The 13950-nt window shown below is 69.3% G+C and carries 13 protein-coding genes; 4 read left to right on the forward strand and 9 right to left on the reverse strand.

Translation table 11 applies throughout. The features are described from left to right. Positions 1 to 53 precede the first annotated feature (53 nt). Entirely contained in the window at positions 54 to 902 is an 849-nt protein-coding gene (gene mltG, locus ACIBJB_RS20820) for an endolytic transglycosylase MltG (protein WP_398932544.1), read from the forward strand. A 21-nt stretch (positions 903 to 923) separates the two neighbouring features. On the opposite strand, the gene ACIBJB_RS20825 is transcribed toward mltG, so the two are convergent. From ACIBJB_RS20825 to ACIBJB_RS20845, 5 genes are all read right to left on the reverse strand, one after another. Then, positions 924 to 2000: an NAD(P)-binding domain-containing protein gene (locus ACIBJB_RS20825; RefSeq protein WP_398932546.1), complete on the reverse strand. Its 1077-nt coding sequence runs from the start codon at positions 1998 to 2000 to the stop codon at positions 924 to 926. A 60-nt stretch (positions 2001 to 2060) separates the two neighbouring features. Then, entirely contained in the window at positions 2061 to 3086 is a 1026-nt protein-coding gene (locus ACIBJB_RS20830; protein WP_398932548.1) for an ABC transporter substrate-binding protein, read from the reverse strand. Positions 3087 to 3129: 43 nt separating this feature from the next. Further along, positions 3130 to 3954: an ABC transporter ATP-binding protein gene (locus ACIBJB_RS20835; RefSeq protein ID WP_398932550.1), complete on the reverse strand. Its 825-nt coding sequence runs from the start codon at positions 3952 to 3954 to the stop codon at positions 3130 to 3132. Beyond that, positions 3927 to 4826: an ABC transporter permease gene (locus ACIBJB_RS20840; protein ID WP_398932552.1), complete on the reverse strand. Its 900-nt coding sequence runs from the start codon at positions 4824 to 4826 to the stop codon at positions 3927 to 3929. Before ACIBJB_RS20840 ends, ACIBJB_RS20835 begins: the two co-directional genes overlap by 28 nt. Positions 4827 to 4950: 124 nt before the next feature. After that, positions 4951 to 5052 carry a putative leader peptide gene (locus ACIBJB_RS20845; RefSeq protein ID WP_356244832.1) on the reverse strand — a complete coding sequence of 34 codons (102 nt, stop codon included), beginning with the start codon at positions 5050 to 5052 and terminating at the stop codon, positions 4951 to 4953. 104 nt (positions 5053 to 5156) lie between these two features. Between ACIBJB_RS20845 and ACIBJB_RS20850 the strand changes: the two genes are divergently transcribed. Beyond that, a complete protein-coding gene (locus ACIBJB_RS20850; protein WP_398932554.1) occupies positions 5157 to 5585 on the forward strand; it encodes a secondary thiamine-phosphate synthase enzyme YjbQ in 429 nt (142 codons plus the stop codon). Positions 5586 to 5608: 23 nt separating this feature from the next. Here the strand turns inward: ACIBJB_RS20850 and ACIBJB_RS20855 are convergent, their stop codons facing one another. The 3 genes from ACIBJB_RS20855 to ACIBJB_RS20865 form a co-directional block, all read right to left on the reverse strand. Continuing rightward, positions 5609 to 7159 (reverse strand): CBS domain-containing protein, encoded by a 1551-nt coding sequence (locus tag ACIBJB_RS20855; protein WP_398932556.1) that lies wholly within the window; start codon positions 7157 to 7159, stop codon positions 5609 to 5611. Positions 7160 to 7325: 166 nt separating this feature from the next. After that, complete coding sequence (locus ACIBJB_RS20860) at positions 7326 to 8000, reverse strand: polysaccharide lyase family 7 protein (protein ID WP_398932558.1); 675 nt, start codon at positions 7998 to 8000, stop codon at positions 7326 to 7328. Positions 8001 to 8168: 168 nt separating this feature from the next. After that, positions 8169 to 9653, reverse strand: a complete 1485-nt coding sequence (locus ACIBJB_RS20865) for an alpha/beta hydrolase family esterase (protein ID WP_398932560.1) — start codon at positions 9651 to 9653, stop codon at positions 8169 to 8171. A gap of 280 nt (positions 9654 to 9933) precedes the next feature. Between ACIBJB_RS20865 and ACIBJB_RS20870 the strand changes: the two genes are divergently transcribed. Further along, on the forward strand, positions 9934 to 11391 hold the full coding sequence (locus tag ACIBJB_RS20870; protein WP_398932563.1) for a tannase/feruloyl esterase family alpha/beta hydrolase: 1458 nt from the start codon (positions 9934 to 9936) through the stop codon (positions 11389 to 11391). On the opposite strand, the gene ACIBJB_RS20875 is transcribed toward ACIBJB_RS20870, so the two are convergent. Then, positions 11370 to 12266: a S1 family peptidase gene (locus tag ACIBJB_RS20875; protein WP_398932694.1), complete on the reverse strand. Its 897-nt coding sequence runs from the start codon at positions 12264 to 12266 to the stop codon at positions 11370 to 11372. The genes ACIBJB_RS20870 and ACIBJB_RS20875 overlap by 22 nt on opposite strands. 228 nt (positions 12267 to 12494) lie before the next feature. On the opposite strand from ACIBJB_RS20875, the gene ACIBJB_RS20880 reads away from it, so the two are divergent. After that, complete coding sequence (locus ACIBJB_RS20880; protein ID WP_398932565.1) at positions 12495 to 13775, forward strand: MFS transporter; 1281 nt, start codon at positions 12495 to 12497, stop codon at positions 13773 to 13775. The last annotated feature ends 175 nt before the right edge of the window (positions 13776 to 13950 follow it).

Consider the following 13950-nt stretch of genomic DNA (forward strand, 5'->3'; position numbering starts at 1 on the left):
GACAAGCCGAAGATATGCCTGGTTTGTGACGATATGCGGGTTACCGTGCCCGCATGCACATGAACACTCCGCCACGGAGCACGATCCGACTGACGCGCCGGGGCCGACTCGTCCTCATCGCGACCGGGGCCGTCGTGGCAGGCACCGCCGTGGCGGTACCGCTGCTGCGCCTGGAGAGCGGGGGGGACAAGAAGCCCACCACGCTGGTGATCCCGGAGGGCTGGCGGGCCGGGCAGATCTACGACGCCGTGGACAAGGCCCTCGCCCAGCCCCCGGGCACCGCCAAGAAGTCCCTGGCCAAGGTGCACCTCAAGCTGCCCAACGAGGCGGAGGGCAACCCGGAGGGTTACCTCTTCCCGGCGACGTATCCGCTGGAGCGCAACGGGAGGAAGACGACGCCCGAGGCGCTGCTGTCGCTCATGGTCGACACCGCGAACGAGAAGTTCAAGGGCGCTCCCGTCGCGGCCGGCGCCCAGCGCAACGCGATGAACGTCTACCAGGCCGTCACCATCGCGAGCATCATCCAGGCCGAGGCCGCGACCGAGGCCGACATGGGGAAGGTGGCCAGGGTCATCTTCAACCGCCTGGAGCGCGGGATGCCGTTGCAGATGGACTCCACCATCAACTACGCGCTGAACCGCTCCACGCTGAGGACGACCAGCGCCGACCTCCGGATCGACAGCCCCTACAACTCGTACCAGCGCATGGGTCTGCCGCCGACCCCGATCGACAACCCGGGCGAGGACGCCATGCGCGCGGCGATCAGCCCGCCCCCGGGGGACTGGCTGTACTTCGTGACGGTGAAGCCGGGGGACACACGCTTCACGAACAGCTTCGAGGAACACCGGCGCAACGTGGCCGAGTTCAACAAGAACCAGCAGAAGTCGGCCAAGGCGGGGTGACGGGGTGCCTTTGGCGGAGCGTCAGGCAGCGACGGGTTCCGTCGTCAGCAGCCGCCTGATGTCGCGCACGGCCGCACGGCCCGCGCGATTGGCGCCGATGGTGCTCGCCGACGGGCCGTAGCCGACGAGATGGATCCGCGGGTCGGCGACCGCGCGCGTGCCCTCGACCCGGATCCCGCCACCCGGCTCGCGCAGCTTCAGCGGAGCCAGGTGATCGATGGCGGCCCGGAACCCGGTCGCCCACAGGATCACATCGGCCTCCAGATGCCGCCCGTCGTTCCACTCCACGCCCTCGGGCGTGATCCGGTCGAACATGGGCTGCCGGTCAAGGACCCCCTCCGTGATCGCCTGCCGGACCGCGTCGTTGAGCGGAAGCCCGGTCACCGACACCACGCTCTTCGGCGGCAGCCCCTGCCGTACCCGCTCCTCGACGAGGGCCACGGCCTCCCGGCCGACGTCCTCGCTGAAGGGACCCTCGCGGAAGACGGGCTCACGCCTGGTCACCCATGTGGTGGCGGCCGCGTACGGGGCGAGCTCCATGAGGTGCTGGGTGCCGGACGCGCCCCCGCCCACCACGACCACCCGCAGCCCGGCGAACGCCTCGGGCCCCGGGTACTGCGCGGTGTGCAACTGCCGCCCCCGGAAGGTCTCCTGGCCGGGATAGCGCGGCCAGAACGGCCGGTCCCAGGTGCCGGTGGCGTTGATCAGCGCCCGTGCCGACCAGGTCCCGTCCGAGGTCTCGACGAGCAGCCGCCCGTCGTCGCCCTCGCGTACGGCACGGACATCGACGGGGCGCCGTACCCGAAGGTCGAAAGCGCGCTCGTACGCCGTGAAGTACTCGGCGATCACCTCCGACGACGGGCGCTCCGGATCGGCGTCCGTGAGCTCCATTCCCGGCAGTGCGTGCATGCCGTGCACCTTGCCGTACGTCAACGAGGGCCACCGGAACTGCCAGGCGCCGCCGGGGGCGGGGGAGTGGTCCAGCACCACGAAGTCGCGGTCCGGCTCGAAACCGGTGCGGCGCAGGTGATAGGCGCTGGACAGACCTGCCTGGCCGGCGCCTATGACGACTACCTCGACCTCGCGGAAGTTGTTCACCTTTCTACCAACGGCGCGGGGGCCCTGGATCTTCCCGTGCGCACGCGGGAGCCGGTCGTGTCAGTCCGTCTCCGAGGGGCGGGGCGCGGCGGTGGACGGCGGGAGGCCGCCGTTGAACCGCGCGTCCGTGAAGTCGCCGAAGTCGACCTTGCGGGGGATGAGCTTCAGGCCGGTGAAAGTGTCCGCGATCTCCTGTTCGGAGGCGATGAGCCGCTGGTCCACCGCCACCGCGACGCGGGTGGTGTAAGTGCGCTTCACCGCGGCCAGCGCCACGTCCTCGGGCAGCCCCGTCTCCTTCGCCCAGACCTTCGCCCACTCCGGCTCATGGGAGTAGACCCACTTGTAGGCGCGTCGCAGCCGCTCCAGGTAGTCGTTGATCGCGGCGACCTTCTTCTTGTCCTTCAGCGCGCTCGGCGCCGCCACCTGGAAGGTCAGACCGTTGGTGATGCCGTCCCCGGTGGTCAGCACACGACCCTGCTTCGCCTGGAGGATCTGCGAGGTGTACGGGTCCCACACCGCCCACGCGTCGACCTTGCCGGAGGTGAACGCGGCCAGGGCGTCGGCCGGCTGGAGATACTTGACCTTCACGTCACCCAGGCCGAGCCCGGCCTTCCTGAGGGAGGCGACCAGTTGGTAGTTGGCGGACGATCCCTGTGCCACCGCGACGGACTTGCCCTTCAGCTGCGTCGGACCGGTCAGCTTGGAGTCATTCGGTACGAGGATGGCGTCACCCTTGGACGTGCCGTGCCAGGCCGCCACCACCGTGATCTTCGAGTCCGCGCCGGCCGCGAACACCGGCGGGGTGTTGCCGACGCCGCCGATGTCGACGGCCTTGGCGTTGACGGCCTCCAGGAGCGGCGGGCCGGAGGTGAAGGTCGACCACTTGATCTTGTAGTCGAGGTTGTCGAGTTCCCCGGCGGCGCGAAGGATCGCCTCCGAACCACCCTTCTGGTCACCGACATTGAGGGTGAGGGAGCCCTTGCCGTCGGTGTCGTTGCCGGTGCCGGCGGTCGCGTTTCCGCCGCAGGCGGTGAGCAGAAGGGCGAAGGGGAGGAGCAGTGCGGCGGGGGCGAGGCGACGTCGCATGGGGGGATCCGTTCTGTGTAACTCGGCTTGTGGGTGGGGAAGTTCAGGCGGCTTCGGCTGCGGTGTCGACGCCCAGGCGCTCCAGGAGCTGCCCGCGGATCTCGGCGAACCGGGGATCGGTGATGTCGCGCGGCCGGTCGAGGTCGATCGCCTGCTCGTGTGCGATGACGCCCTCGTCCATCACGAGGACACGGTCGGCGAGCAGCACGGCCTCCTCGACGTCGTGCGTCACGAGCAGCACCGCGCAGCCGCGCCGCTGCCACAACTCCCCGACCAGCCGCTGGGCCTTGATCCGGGTGAGGGCGTCGAGCGCGCCGAACGGCTCGTCCAGCAGCAGGAGATCGGGCTCGCGCACCAACGCCCTTGCCAGTGAGGCACGTTGGGCCTCGCCGCCAGAGAGGGTCTTGGGCCAGGCGTCCGTACGGTGGCTCAGGCCGACCTCCCCCAGGGCCTGGTCGGCGACGCCGCGCGCGGGCTTGCCCGGCAGGCCGAGCAGGACGTTGCGCCACACCTTCTTCCACGGCATCAGCCGGGGTGCCTGGAAGGCGACCGCCTTGCGGCGCGGGACCAGGACGGTGCCCTCGATGTCCCGGTCGAGTCCGGCGAGGATGCGCAGCAGGGTGGACTTGCCACAGCCGCTGCGGCCCAACAGGGCCACGAACTCGCCTGCGCGGACGTCGAGTCGGAGGTTGTCGATGACGGCACGGCCGTCGAAGGAGCGGGTCAGCCCCTCGACGCGCACGGCCTGCGCGGGGCGGGGTGCCTCGGTCCTGGATGCCTCGACCTCGGGTTCCCTGGCCGTGGATGCCTCGGCCGTGGATTCCCCGGTCACCTGGTGGTTCACCGGCCGGTGAACGTCGGTCGCCATTGCAGCAGCAGCCTTTCGAGAGAACGGACGACGAGGTCGGCCAGCAGGCCGAGGAAGGCGTAGACGATCAGGCAGACCACGATGACGTCGGTGCGCAGGAAGTCCCGCGCCTGCACCATCAGGAAGCCGATGCCGGAGTCCGCGTTGACCTGCTCGGCGAAGACGAGCGCGAGCCAGGAAATGCCGAGCGAGTAGCGCAGACCGGTCATGGCGCCGGGCAGCGCGCCGGGCAGGATGACATGCCGTACGAGCCCCCACCGAGAGAGACCGAGGGACTCCCCGGCCTCGATCAGCTGGGCGTCCACGCCACGGATGCCCGCGTAGACGTTGAGGTAGAGGGGAAAGGTCACGCCGAGCGTGATGATGGCGATCTTCGGTGCCTCGCCGATGCCGAACCAGATGATGAACAGCGGGATCAGACCGACGAACGGCACGGTCCGCAGCATCTGCACCGGGGCGTCCACGATGTCCTCGCCGATCCGGAACAGACCTGAGACGAGGGCGAGTCCGGTGCCGATGAGGGCGCCGAGGAGCAGTCCGCCCGCGACCCGCTGCAACGAGGTCGTCATCGCCGAGGCCAGCGAACCGTCGGAGATCAGATCACCCGCGACCTGGGCGATACGGCCGGGGGAGGCGAGGACGTCGGCGGTCAACACACCCGTGCTGCTGAGGAGTTGCCACAGCACCAGCAGCAGGACAGGACCGGTGGTGCGGCGCAGCCAGCGGGGGACGCGGGTGCGGTGGGAGGAGGTGGGGACGATGGGTTCGAGGTCGGGAACGGGACCGACGGCAGTGGGCTCGGCGGAGTCCGGGTGGGAGGTTTCCGGAATGTCGGTTTCAGGGGAACCTGGCGGGGCGTGGCTGATGCTCATGATGCTCCACGGAGGGGGAGAGCGACCGGCGAGGGGCACGCCTCGACGCCGCCTGAGGACGGCGCGGATCACCGTGCGCGCCGGTCGGCGGAACGAGGGTGCGGGAAAAGTGGGGAGAAGGGCGTCAGCAGCCGCGGCGACACGCGGCGGAGGCCACCCGCAGCAGGTCGATGTGACCGCGCGTGGTGAGCAGGACTGAACGCAACATGGGGCCGAAGCTAGCCATTCGGCGTGTCCACGGTCAATGGCGTCTCGCGGACTGGACCCGCCGTATCGCAGGATGGTCCCGGAATGACGAGTGAATTCGGGCTCAGGGGTGAGGATGGGGGTATGGCAGACGCTTTCACCACCCGAGTCCTGAACGTCGCCTCCGGTTCGTCGGAGCGGATCGTCGACCTCACCGGCGACTGCGAGGCCTTCCTCAGGGAGGTCGCCGCAGGCCGTGACGGACTCCTCAATGTCTTCGTCCCCCACGCGACAGCCGGTGTCGCGCTCATCGAGACCGGTGCCGGCAGCGACGACGACCTCCTCGCCGCCCTCCATACCCTCCTCCCCGCCGACGACCGCTGGCAGCACCGCCACGGCAGCCCCGGCCACGGCCGCGACCACGTCCTCCCGGCGATCGTCCCGCCCCACGCGACGCTGCCGGTGGTGAACGGGCAGCTGGAGCTGGGGACTTGGCAGTCGGTGTGCCTGGTGGACACAAATCGTGATAACTCGCAGCGAAAGGTTCGTATCACCTTCCTTGCGGGTTCCTGACCTTGATCCTGGTCGACCAGTGATCAGGCAATCGGGTCCAAGGAACGCAGAACCTCCAGCAGTCCGCGCACCGGAGCCAACTCCGTGTCCGGAAGAGGATCTGGGCTGAAGTGCATCAGTCTGTTCCGGAAGTCCGCACATTCTCTGAGTGACTCGAGCACGAGGTCCTGATCCGCGTCCCACTCCAAGGCCACCCAGTGATCCTCCGGGGCAAGAACGAAACGGTACTCGCCGAGGGTAAGGTCGTCCGCGCCGCGAACTCTGTTCCTGCGGTGGGGCCTCAGCTGGGAATGGACCGCCTCAAGGGTGATTCTGGCGGCGCCCAGTGCGCGGTTGAGGAGCCGCCGCAATCGCTGTTCCAACTCTTCGAGCAGTACGAAGGGTTCGACGCGGACCCCGAACTGGCTCGTGAGGTCGGCTGCGGTGACGATGCCAGTGACGGCGTGCTGGTCGTTGCGGACGAAGGCGTAGCCATGCTGTTGGATCTGGGGAATCCAGGGGAGGAGTTCGGCCTGGCCGTGCAGGTCCAGCGGAGACTGGACAACGACATCTGCGAGGGTCAGCGGCCTTCCGGACATGCGGGCTTTTCCGATCGACTCCCACGTCACGGCCCCGCACAGTCGTCCCTGCTCATCAAGTACCGGCAGTTGCGAGAAGTCGTGGTAGACCATCTTGGTGATGGCGCGCTGCAGCGTGTCGTCGAGGGTCACCGACACCACGCCGCCGTTGGCCGAGGCGAGATGGCTGATGCGGTAGGTAAGTGGCGCCAGCTCCACCTCTTCGTCCGGGACGTCCTCGTCCGTCAACAGAGGTTGGTCCGGGCCCGGCTCGGCGCCGGTGCGCAGCAGTGTGACGGTGGTGTCGATGCTCCCGGTGGTGAGGGGAGGGGTTGCGGTCAGCCCTTTGTCCGCCAGGTCCGTCTCGATCTGGTCGACGATGGTGGAGCCTCGCCGGGTGGCGCCCCACGCCTCGAGAAGGTTACGGATCGTGATGTTCAGCGGCTGATCGGTCGGAGCAGTGGTGGCCGCATCGAGGAGTTTGGCGGCTGAGGCGAAGGAGAGGCTGACTGGCGTGGTTTCCCCGCCGCCGGGATCCTCGCCTGTTTCGAGCAGCGTGGCGATGCGTCGGGCGGCGTCGTACCGCCGCAGCTCGAAGATCGTCAGAAGCGAGCCCATACTGTCGAGCAGGTCCTGTCGAACTGCTGAGCGGTCGAGGTCGGTGCGCACCCAGTCCACCTGCCGGGTGTGCTGAAGTCCGGATTCGACGTTGCGATGGAACGCGTATTCGCCGGTGATCCGGCCGAGCGCCAGCTGCCTTGAGCGGCGTGGCAGCACGACCAGATCGCCGACGCTCATCTCGTGGAGGAAGCGCCACAGCTGACCGACCCAGTTGCCGATCACCCTGGGGTTGTAACCCGGATAGGTCGCCTCCACTATGGCGCGCAGCTGTTCGCGGGTGGTGACATCCCTGATGTCGGCGGTGAGCTCCGGCCATCCAGCCGCGATGATGCCGCCGTTCAGATCGGGCTCCTCACGTTCACCGTCGCTGCCGGCTCTGACCATCCATGCGCGCATCCTGCGTACCCCCTCAACCGCGCATACAGTGCGGTTGGATCCTAATGAACCGACCTGAGCGAGGCGGAGTGGGTGCGTCGTGGGTGCGGGAGCGCCCCGGAAAGCCTGAAAGCGGACCAGAACGGACAGTTGGGTCAGCTCTGTCAGCTCTGTCGGCTCGTCGCGGTCATCGCGTCCAGTACCGGATGTTGCGGAAGCGGGCCTCCGCGCGCCCGGAGCCGTGGTTGTAGACGCCGTTCTTGAAGTAGCGGGTGGCAGGGCCCCGGTCGGCGACCGTCAGGACGAGGGAGTCGTCGAAGTAGACCTTGACCGTGCCCGTTCCCGTGCTCGCCTGGTGGGCGATCTTCACGTTGAACCAGGTGTCGTAGGCCCCGGTCCTGAGGGCCGTGCCGTCGTAGCGGCGCACGGTGCCCCCGCCCGTGTCGTAGACGTTGAGCATGATGTCGGTGGCCGGAGTCCCGGAGGGGTGGACGCTCCGCAGGATCTGGACGAAGGAGGCGCCGTCCGAGCCGGAAGGGAGGTAGACATCGGCGTCCCACATGTGATCGCCCGTGGTGTAGTCGGCCTTCCAGCGCATCTCCGTGCGCGGATCGGTGGAGCTGCCCTCCTCGAAGGGCTCGTCGGTGGCGTACACCCACATCCGGTGGACTCCGCCGCTGTAGCTGTGACGCTCGCTCAGGTCGAGGTTCCAGGGCTTCTGCCAGCTGTAGGTGAACGACGTCTGCCGCCAGCCGTCGGTCGGGTCGGCGGCCACCGTCGCGCCCGCGGTCCGGGGGAGGGTGAGTACGGGGCCGCCGACCAGCAGTCCGGCCGCTGTCCGTAAGACGGATCTCCTGTTCATCGGGTGTCCTTCCGTTGCGGGAGTGGAGGTCGATCCGGTCGGAGGCAACACCAATACATCGGAGGAGTCAATGACTTCGACCGCATCGCGTCCGCGCAGGGTTGGTTCTCGTGTGAGTGAAACGCGTACGTGTCTCCCCAATACACCCGATGTATCGGCCGTCCGGGCTCAGGCCGGACAGCCGGAGTCCGCCACCACGTAGTAGCCGGGCGCGGCCTGCTCGAGGGTGTGCCCGGTGAACGTGTTCCACAGCCCCATGGGCTCGTCGGAGCCGTTCGCATAGGTGTGGCCGTCGATGTGATGGGCGCGTCCGGCGACCGTGTGGTCGTAGTTGCTCGCTGTATGACACGTGGGTGTGAACCCGGTGGACGCCGTCACCGCGGCGGACACCGCGCCTGCCGCGCCTGCCGCGTCCACGGCCGCGACGGTGTAGGCGTATGTCGTGCCTGAGTTCAGGCCGGTGTCGGTGTAGGTGGTCGACCCGGTGGTGCCCACCTTCGTGCCGTCTCGGTAGACGGTGTACGAGGCCGCGTCGGGCACCGCGTTCCAGCTCAGGGTCGTGGTCGTGTCGGTGGTCCCGGTGACCGTCGGACCTGTGGGCGCGGGGAGCGCGCCGTTGCCCTGGTCGTGGCCGTCGAGGCCCCAGAAGCGGGCGGTGTGGTAGCCGGAGCAGATGGTGTCGAGGTAGTACGTGCCGGTGGCGCCGCACTGCTCGTCGCCGCTGCCCGGGTCGACCGCGAGCCCGTGCGCCATGCCCGCGACCGAGTAGACCTCGACCGCGGGTCGGCCGGAGGCGTCGTCGTAGGCGGTCAGCGTGGTGCCCCCGCTCAGGCTCTCCGTGCGTGAAGGTGTCTGGCCGATGCCCCACACGTCGGTCCACTGGTCGCGCAGCTCGGTGGCGTTGGCGGGCCGGACCGTGGTGTCGGCGGAGCCCTGCCAGATCGCGATGCGCGGCCAGGACGTGACGCCGGCGGGCGCGGCGGAGCGCACCAGGTCGCCCCACTGGGCGGGGGTCCTGTCCGGCGGGCTGTACATGCAGGTGTACGCCGCGGACACGGTGGTCGCGCAGGACGCGGGCAGACCGGAGTCGATGGCCCCGCCCGCGAAGACGTCGGGGTACGCGGCCAGCAGGTTCGCGGTCATGCCGCCGCCGGCGGACAGGCCGGTGACGTAGACCTGGCGGCTGTCGCTGCCGTACTGGGAGACGGCCTTGTCGATCATCTGCCTGATCGACAGTGCCTCGCCCCGACCACGCGAACTGTCCCCCGGCTCGAACCAGTTGAAGCAGGAGTTGGCGTTGTTGGCGCTGCTCGTCTGGGGGAGGACCAGCGCGAAGCCGTAGCGGTCGGCGAACTTCGGCCAGCCGGAGTGGGCGTAGTAGTCGCTCGCGCTCTGTGTGCAGCCGTGCAGGGCGACAACGAGCGGGGCGCCGGGCGGCAGGGTGTCCGGCGCATAGGTGTACATGGACAGGTTCCCGGGGTTGGTGCCGAAGCCGGTGACCTGCGTCAGGCCCGCGGCGGACGCCTGCGGGCCCATGGCGACCAGGCCGGCTGTGAGGGCCAGGGTGCCCGCGGCGGCGGCGATCCGGCGGCGGATGCCTCTGACGAGGCGGCGGCTCTTCGTGAAGCGGAACGGAGGGTGCGACGGTCCCATGACGACTGCCTCCTGATGCACGGGCGGGGCCCGTTGGGGGATGGGGTGCCGTGCATCATCGGGGCGTACCCGCGGGCCTTGGGATGGGCTGAACAGCCAGGACCGAGGGGAGTGCTGTGTGATGGCCGCCCATAGTCGCTCGTGCAGGACCTGCCTCGCGGCTCGGGGTGGTGTCCCGCACCATCGCCGGCAGGCTGACGGTGGTTGGCCGACCCATGTCTGAGGCGGGTGGGGCGCCCTAGTCTCCCGCGCATCCCTCAGCGTCCTCGGAGGCAATCTGATGCGTCTGTCCCTCAGTTCTCCGCCAGGCTCCCGGCAACACCAACACCGCCTTCCCGTCGCCCTCGCCGTGGTTGCTCTCGTGCTCACTCCCACGTCCGTGGAAGCCACCGCCGTATCGGGGGATCCGGGCGGTCACTGCGCGCACCGCGAGCAGGTCCGCGTACCGGGTGCCGAACGTCAACAGGCCGCGTGTCTGGCGGAGTTGACCACGGCCGGTACGGTTGCCTCGGGGCACACCGACCCGGCCGACTGGGCCGGGCTGACACCTGAGGACCTGACCGTCCCCAGCGGCGTCCCCGGCATTCAGATCGACGGCTACTTCCCCGACACCTCCACCACCAACACCAACCACGGCTGGAGACACGACTCCCAGTTCGTCATCCGTCTGCCCGACCGGTGGAACGGCGGCCTGGTGGTCGCCGGCACCCCCGGCAACCGTGAGCAGTACGCCAACGACCGGGCCATCGCCGACTCGGCACTGTCCCGCGGCTATGCGTACGCCGCCACCGACAAGGGCAACACCGGCCTCGCCTTCCACCGGGACGGGAAGGCGCCGGGCGACGCCATCGCCGAGTGGAACGCCCGGCTCACCCAGCTCACCCGAGCCGCCCGGGTCACGGTCGCCCGGCGCTACCACCGTCCGCCCTCGCGCACCCTGGTGACCGGCATGTCCAACGGCGGATACCTGGTGCGCTGGCAACTGGAGAACCGTCCCGAGCTCTACGACGGCGGAGTCGACTGGGAAGGCACGCTGTGGCGCCCCGACGGGCCCACCCTGCTGGACTTCCTGCCCGAGGCGCTGCGGCACTACCCGGTGTACGCCGCCGGGGGCGGACCTGCCCGGGAGGCGCAGGAGGCGCTGCACGCCGCGGGGTTCCCGGCCGGGTCGGAGTTCCTCTGGCCGTATCACCACCAGGTCTACTGGGACCTGACCCAGCGCATCTACCGTGAGGAACTCGACCCTGGTTTCGACGGGGCGACGGAGGCGGGTACGCCGTACTGCGCGGCGGGGACACCGGCCTGCGACACCGATTACGACTACGCGACGCGTCCCGACGAGGTGAGGCGGGCCGTGGCGAGGATCGCCCTGACCGGACGGATCGGCAAGCCACTGATCACCCTGCACGGCACCCTGGACGTCCTGCTGCCGATCAGTCAGGACTCCGACGTCTACGCCCGTATGGTGCGCGACGCCGGACGAGGCGGTCTGTACCGCTACTACCGCATCGAGGGCGGCACCCACACCGATGCCCTGGCCGACGTGTTCCCGGACCGGCTGCGTCCCCTCGCGCCCTGCTACCGCACGGCGTTCACGGCTCTCGAACGCTGGCTCGGCACCGGTCGGCGGCCACCCGCCTCCCGGACTGTGGGCCTGCCCGCCGGGGCGGACACCGCGACCCTGGTGAACCACTGTTCCCTGGGGGCTCCGTCTCGTCAGTACACGGACAGCCCGTAAGTGTTGAGCACTTCCTGGATCGGCTGGTAATAGGTGGTCCCTCCGGTGGCACAGTTCCCGGAGCCGCCGGAGAGGATGCCGACGACCTTGTCGCCGGCATAGAGCGGGCCGCCGCTGTCGCCCGGCTCGGCGCAGATGTTGGTCTGGATCAACCCCGTGACGACGGTTCCGTCCCCGTAGTTGACGGTCGCGTTCAGCGCGGTGACCCTGCCGCAGTGGACGCCGGTGGTGGCTCCCCGGCGGCAGACGCTCTGGCCGACGTAGGCGGTCGCGGTCCCGGTGACGTCGACGGTTCCGATGGTGCCGGGGTGCGGTACGGCCGGGTTGGAGTACCGCACGACACCGAAGTCGTCGCCCGGGAAACTGGTGCCGGTCGTGGGGCCGATCGTCGTGGTCATGGCAGAGCTGGTGTACCAGGTGGGCATGCCGTCGGTGCAATGACCGGCCGTGACGAAGTAGTAGGTGGAGCCGCTGCGCACATTGACCCCCGCCGAGCAGCGCCAGCCGGCCGCGTAGATGCCGTCGCCGCCCGACAGGAGGGTGCGCAGCCGGCCCTCGACCCGTTCCAGGGTCGCGGCACCCGCGAAGTGCCCGGTGGCCCGGCGGATTCTGGCCAGGTCCGCTTCGGCGACCGCGGAGTCGGCGCGTATCCGCAGCTGCCCGGTGCGCGTGTCGACGGCCCAGCTCGTCCCGGCGATTGCCAGGGCCTCGACGGCCGAAGCCGCGCCGGACACCGAGGCGGAGGCTGGTGCGGCGTCGGCCTCGGGCGTCGCGGCCGCGCTGGTGCCCGACACCGCGAGAGCGGTCACCACGAGCAGGCTCACCACCGAGGCGATCAGCCGCGGTCGTCCGGTGCCGGTACGGCGTGCTCTGATCACTGAAGCCTCCCGAGTGCGGTAGGGCTGGTGAGGGGGACACGTGAGGGCGCAAGGCCGCGGCCGACGCTTCAGTGTGCCCGGCCCCGCCCGGCGCCGGTAGACGGCCTTCGGCCGACGAACGGGCCCTCGGCTTGGCGCAATTGTGGGTCTCGCTTTGCTCGTCATGCGTTGTTCGCGTCGTCACTCGGACCTAGCCTCACCTGCGGAACCGTGGGAAGGGCCGGCATGCTGAATACCGTTCGGGAACAGGCGAAGGGGCTCACCAAGGACCAGCGCAACGCGTTCGTCGCCGCCTATCTGGGATGGGCGATGGACGCGTTCGACTACTTCCTGGTGGTCCTCGTCTACAGCGAGATAGCCGACGACTTCCATGTCTCCCTCACCGACATGGCCTTCCTCACCACCGCCACCCTCGTGATGCGGCCGGTCGGGGCCTTCGTCTTCGGCATGTGGGCGGACCGCAGGGGCCGCCGGCTCCCGCTCATGGTCGACGTGGTCTTCTACTCGATCGTCGGATTCGCCTGCGCCTTCGCGCCCAACTACGCCGTTCTGCTGGTGCTGCGTCTGCTGTACGGCATCGGCATGGGCGGCGAATGGGGCCTGGGCGCTGCGCTCGCCATGGAGAAGATCCCCGCCGAGCGGCGCGGCTTCTGGTCGGGCCTCCTGCAGAGCGGCTACTCGCTGGGGTATCTGCTCGCCGCCGTGGCGTTCTTCGTCATCGAACCCGCCTTCGGCTGGCGCGGGTTGTTCGCCTTCAGTCTGGTGCCCGCCCTGGTCGCCCTGTGGGTGCGCAGCCGGGTGGAGGAGAGCGAGGTGTGGGAGAAGAGCGTCAAGCTCAACCGCACCCCCGCGTACCAGGTGTTCAGGGACCCGGCCGTGCTGAAGCGCTTCGTGTACCTCGTGGCGCTGATGACCGCCTTCAACTGGATGTCGCACGGCACCCAGGACATCTACCCGACCTTCGTCAAGAAGGGCCTGGGTCTGTCCCCGGACACCTCCATCGCCATCGCCGTCGTCTACAACATCGGCGCCATGATCGGAGGCGCGCTGCTCGGTGCCTTCTCCGAGAGGCTGGGGCGCCGTCGCACGATCATGATCGCGGCCGCCGGTGGTCTGGTCGTGGTGCCCTTCTTCGTGCTGTCGACGACCGTGGGCTGGCTGATGCTCTCCTCCTTCCTGATGCAGATGTGCGTCCAGGGAGCCTGGGGCGTCATCCCCGCGCACCTGACCGAGATGAGCCCGGACGCGATCCGCGGCTTCTACCCCGGTGTCACCTATCAGCTCGGGAACCTGATCGCCGCCCTCAACCTGCCCATCCAGGAAGCCCTCGCCGAACGGCACGGCTATCCGGCGGCGATGGCGTGGACGGTGGTGCCGGCCCTGGCGGTGGTGATCGTGCTGAGCGCCGTCGGCAAGGAGGCCAAGGGCATCCGGTTCGGCGGCTCGGGCGCCGCGGGCACCCCGGGCGGCCCGGCCCCGAGCACCGCGGCCGCCGACAGCGCGTAGGCCCGCTTCCGCGTACGGATCCGAGCCGGGTCGTCAGCCCCTACGATGGCAACTCGCAGTGCCTGTACGTGTGCACAGTCGCATTCCGCCGCAGGGAGAAATGCCCATGGGTGCCCATAAGTCCGCAGGAACACCGATCGACAGCGGGATCCTGGGCGGGCGGTCGGCCGGGCCC

Origin of the sequence: Streptomyces sp. NPDC050759, assembly GCF_044456945.1 — a bacterium.
Taxonomy (GTDB): Bacteria; Actinomycetota; Actinomycetes; order Streptomycetales; family Streptomycetaceae; genus Streptomyces.

What these genes read in the sequence shown, in the direction of transcription:
- ACIBJB_RS20880 (WP_398932565.1), top strand. Translation starts at nt 12,495, where the DNA reads ATGCTGAATACCGTTCGGGAACAGGCGAAGGGGCTCACCAAGGACCAG.
- ACIBJB_RS20855 (WP_398932556.1), bottom strand. Translation starts at nt 7,159, where the DNA reads ATGCGCGCATGGATGGTCAGAGCCGGCAGCGACGGTGAACGTGAGGAG.
- mltG (WP_398932544.1), top strand. Translation starts at nt 54, where the DNA reads ATGCACATGAACACTCCGCCACGGAGCACGATCCGACTGACGCGCCGG.
- ACIBJB_RS20845 (WP_356244832.1), bottom strand. Translation starts at nt 5,052, where the DNA reads ATGGCTAGCTTCGGCCCCATGTTGCGTTCAGTCCTGCTCACCACGCGC.
- ACIBJB_RS20865 (WP_398932560.1), bottom strand. Translation starts at nt 9,653, where the DNA reads ATGGGACCGTCGCACCCTCCGTTCCGCTTCACGAAGAGCCGCCGCCTC.
- ACIBJB_RS20830 (WP_398932548.1), bottom strand. Translation starts at nt 3,086, where the DNA reads ATGCGACGTCGCCTCGCCCCCGCCGCACTGCTCCTCCCCTTCGCCCTT.
- ACIBJB_RS20870 (WP_398932563.1), top strand. Translation starts at nt 9,934, where the DNA reads ATGCGTCTGTCCCTCAGTTCTCCGCCAGGCTCCCGGCAACACCAACAC.
- ACIBJB_RS20860 (WP_398932558.1), bottom strand. Translation starts at nt 8,000, where the DNA reads ATGAACAGGAGATCCGTCTTACGGACAGCGGCCGGACTGCTGGTCGGC.
- ACIBJB_RS20840 (WP_398932552.1), bottom strand. Translation starts at nt 4,826, where the DNA reads ATGAGCATCAGCCACGCCCCGCCAGGTTCCCCTGAAACCGACATTCCG.
- ACIBJB_RS20850 (WP_398932554.1), top strand. Translation starts at nt 5,157, where the DNA reads ATGGCAGACGCTTTCACCACCCGAGTCCTGAACGTCGCCTCCGGTTCG.
- ACIBJB_RS20835 (WP_398932550.1), bottom strand. Translation starts at nt 3,954, where the DNA reads ATGGCGACCGACGTTCACCGGCCGGTGAACCACCAGGTGACCGGGGAA.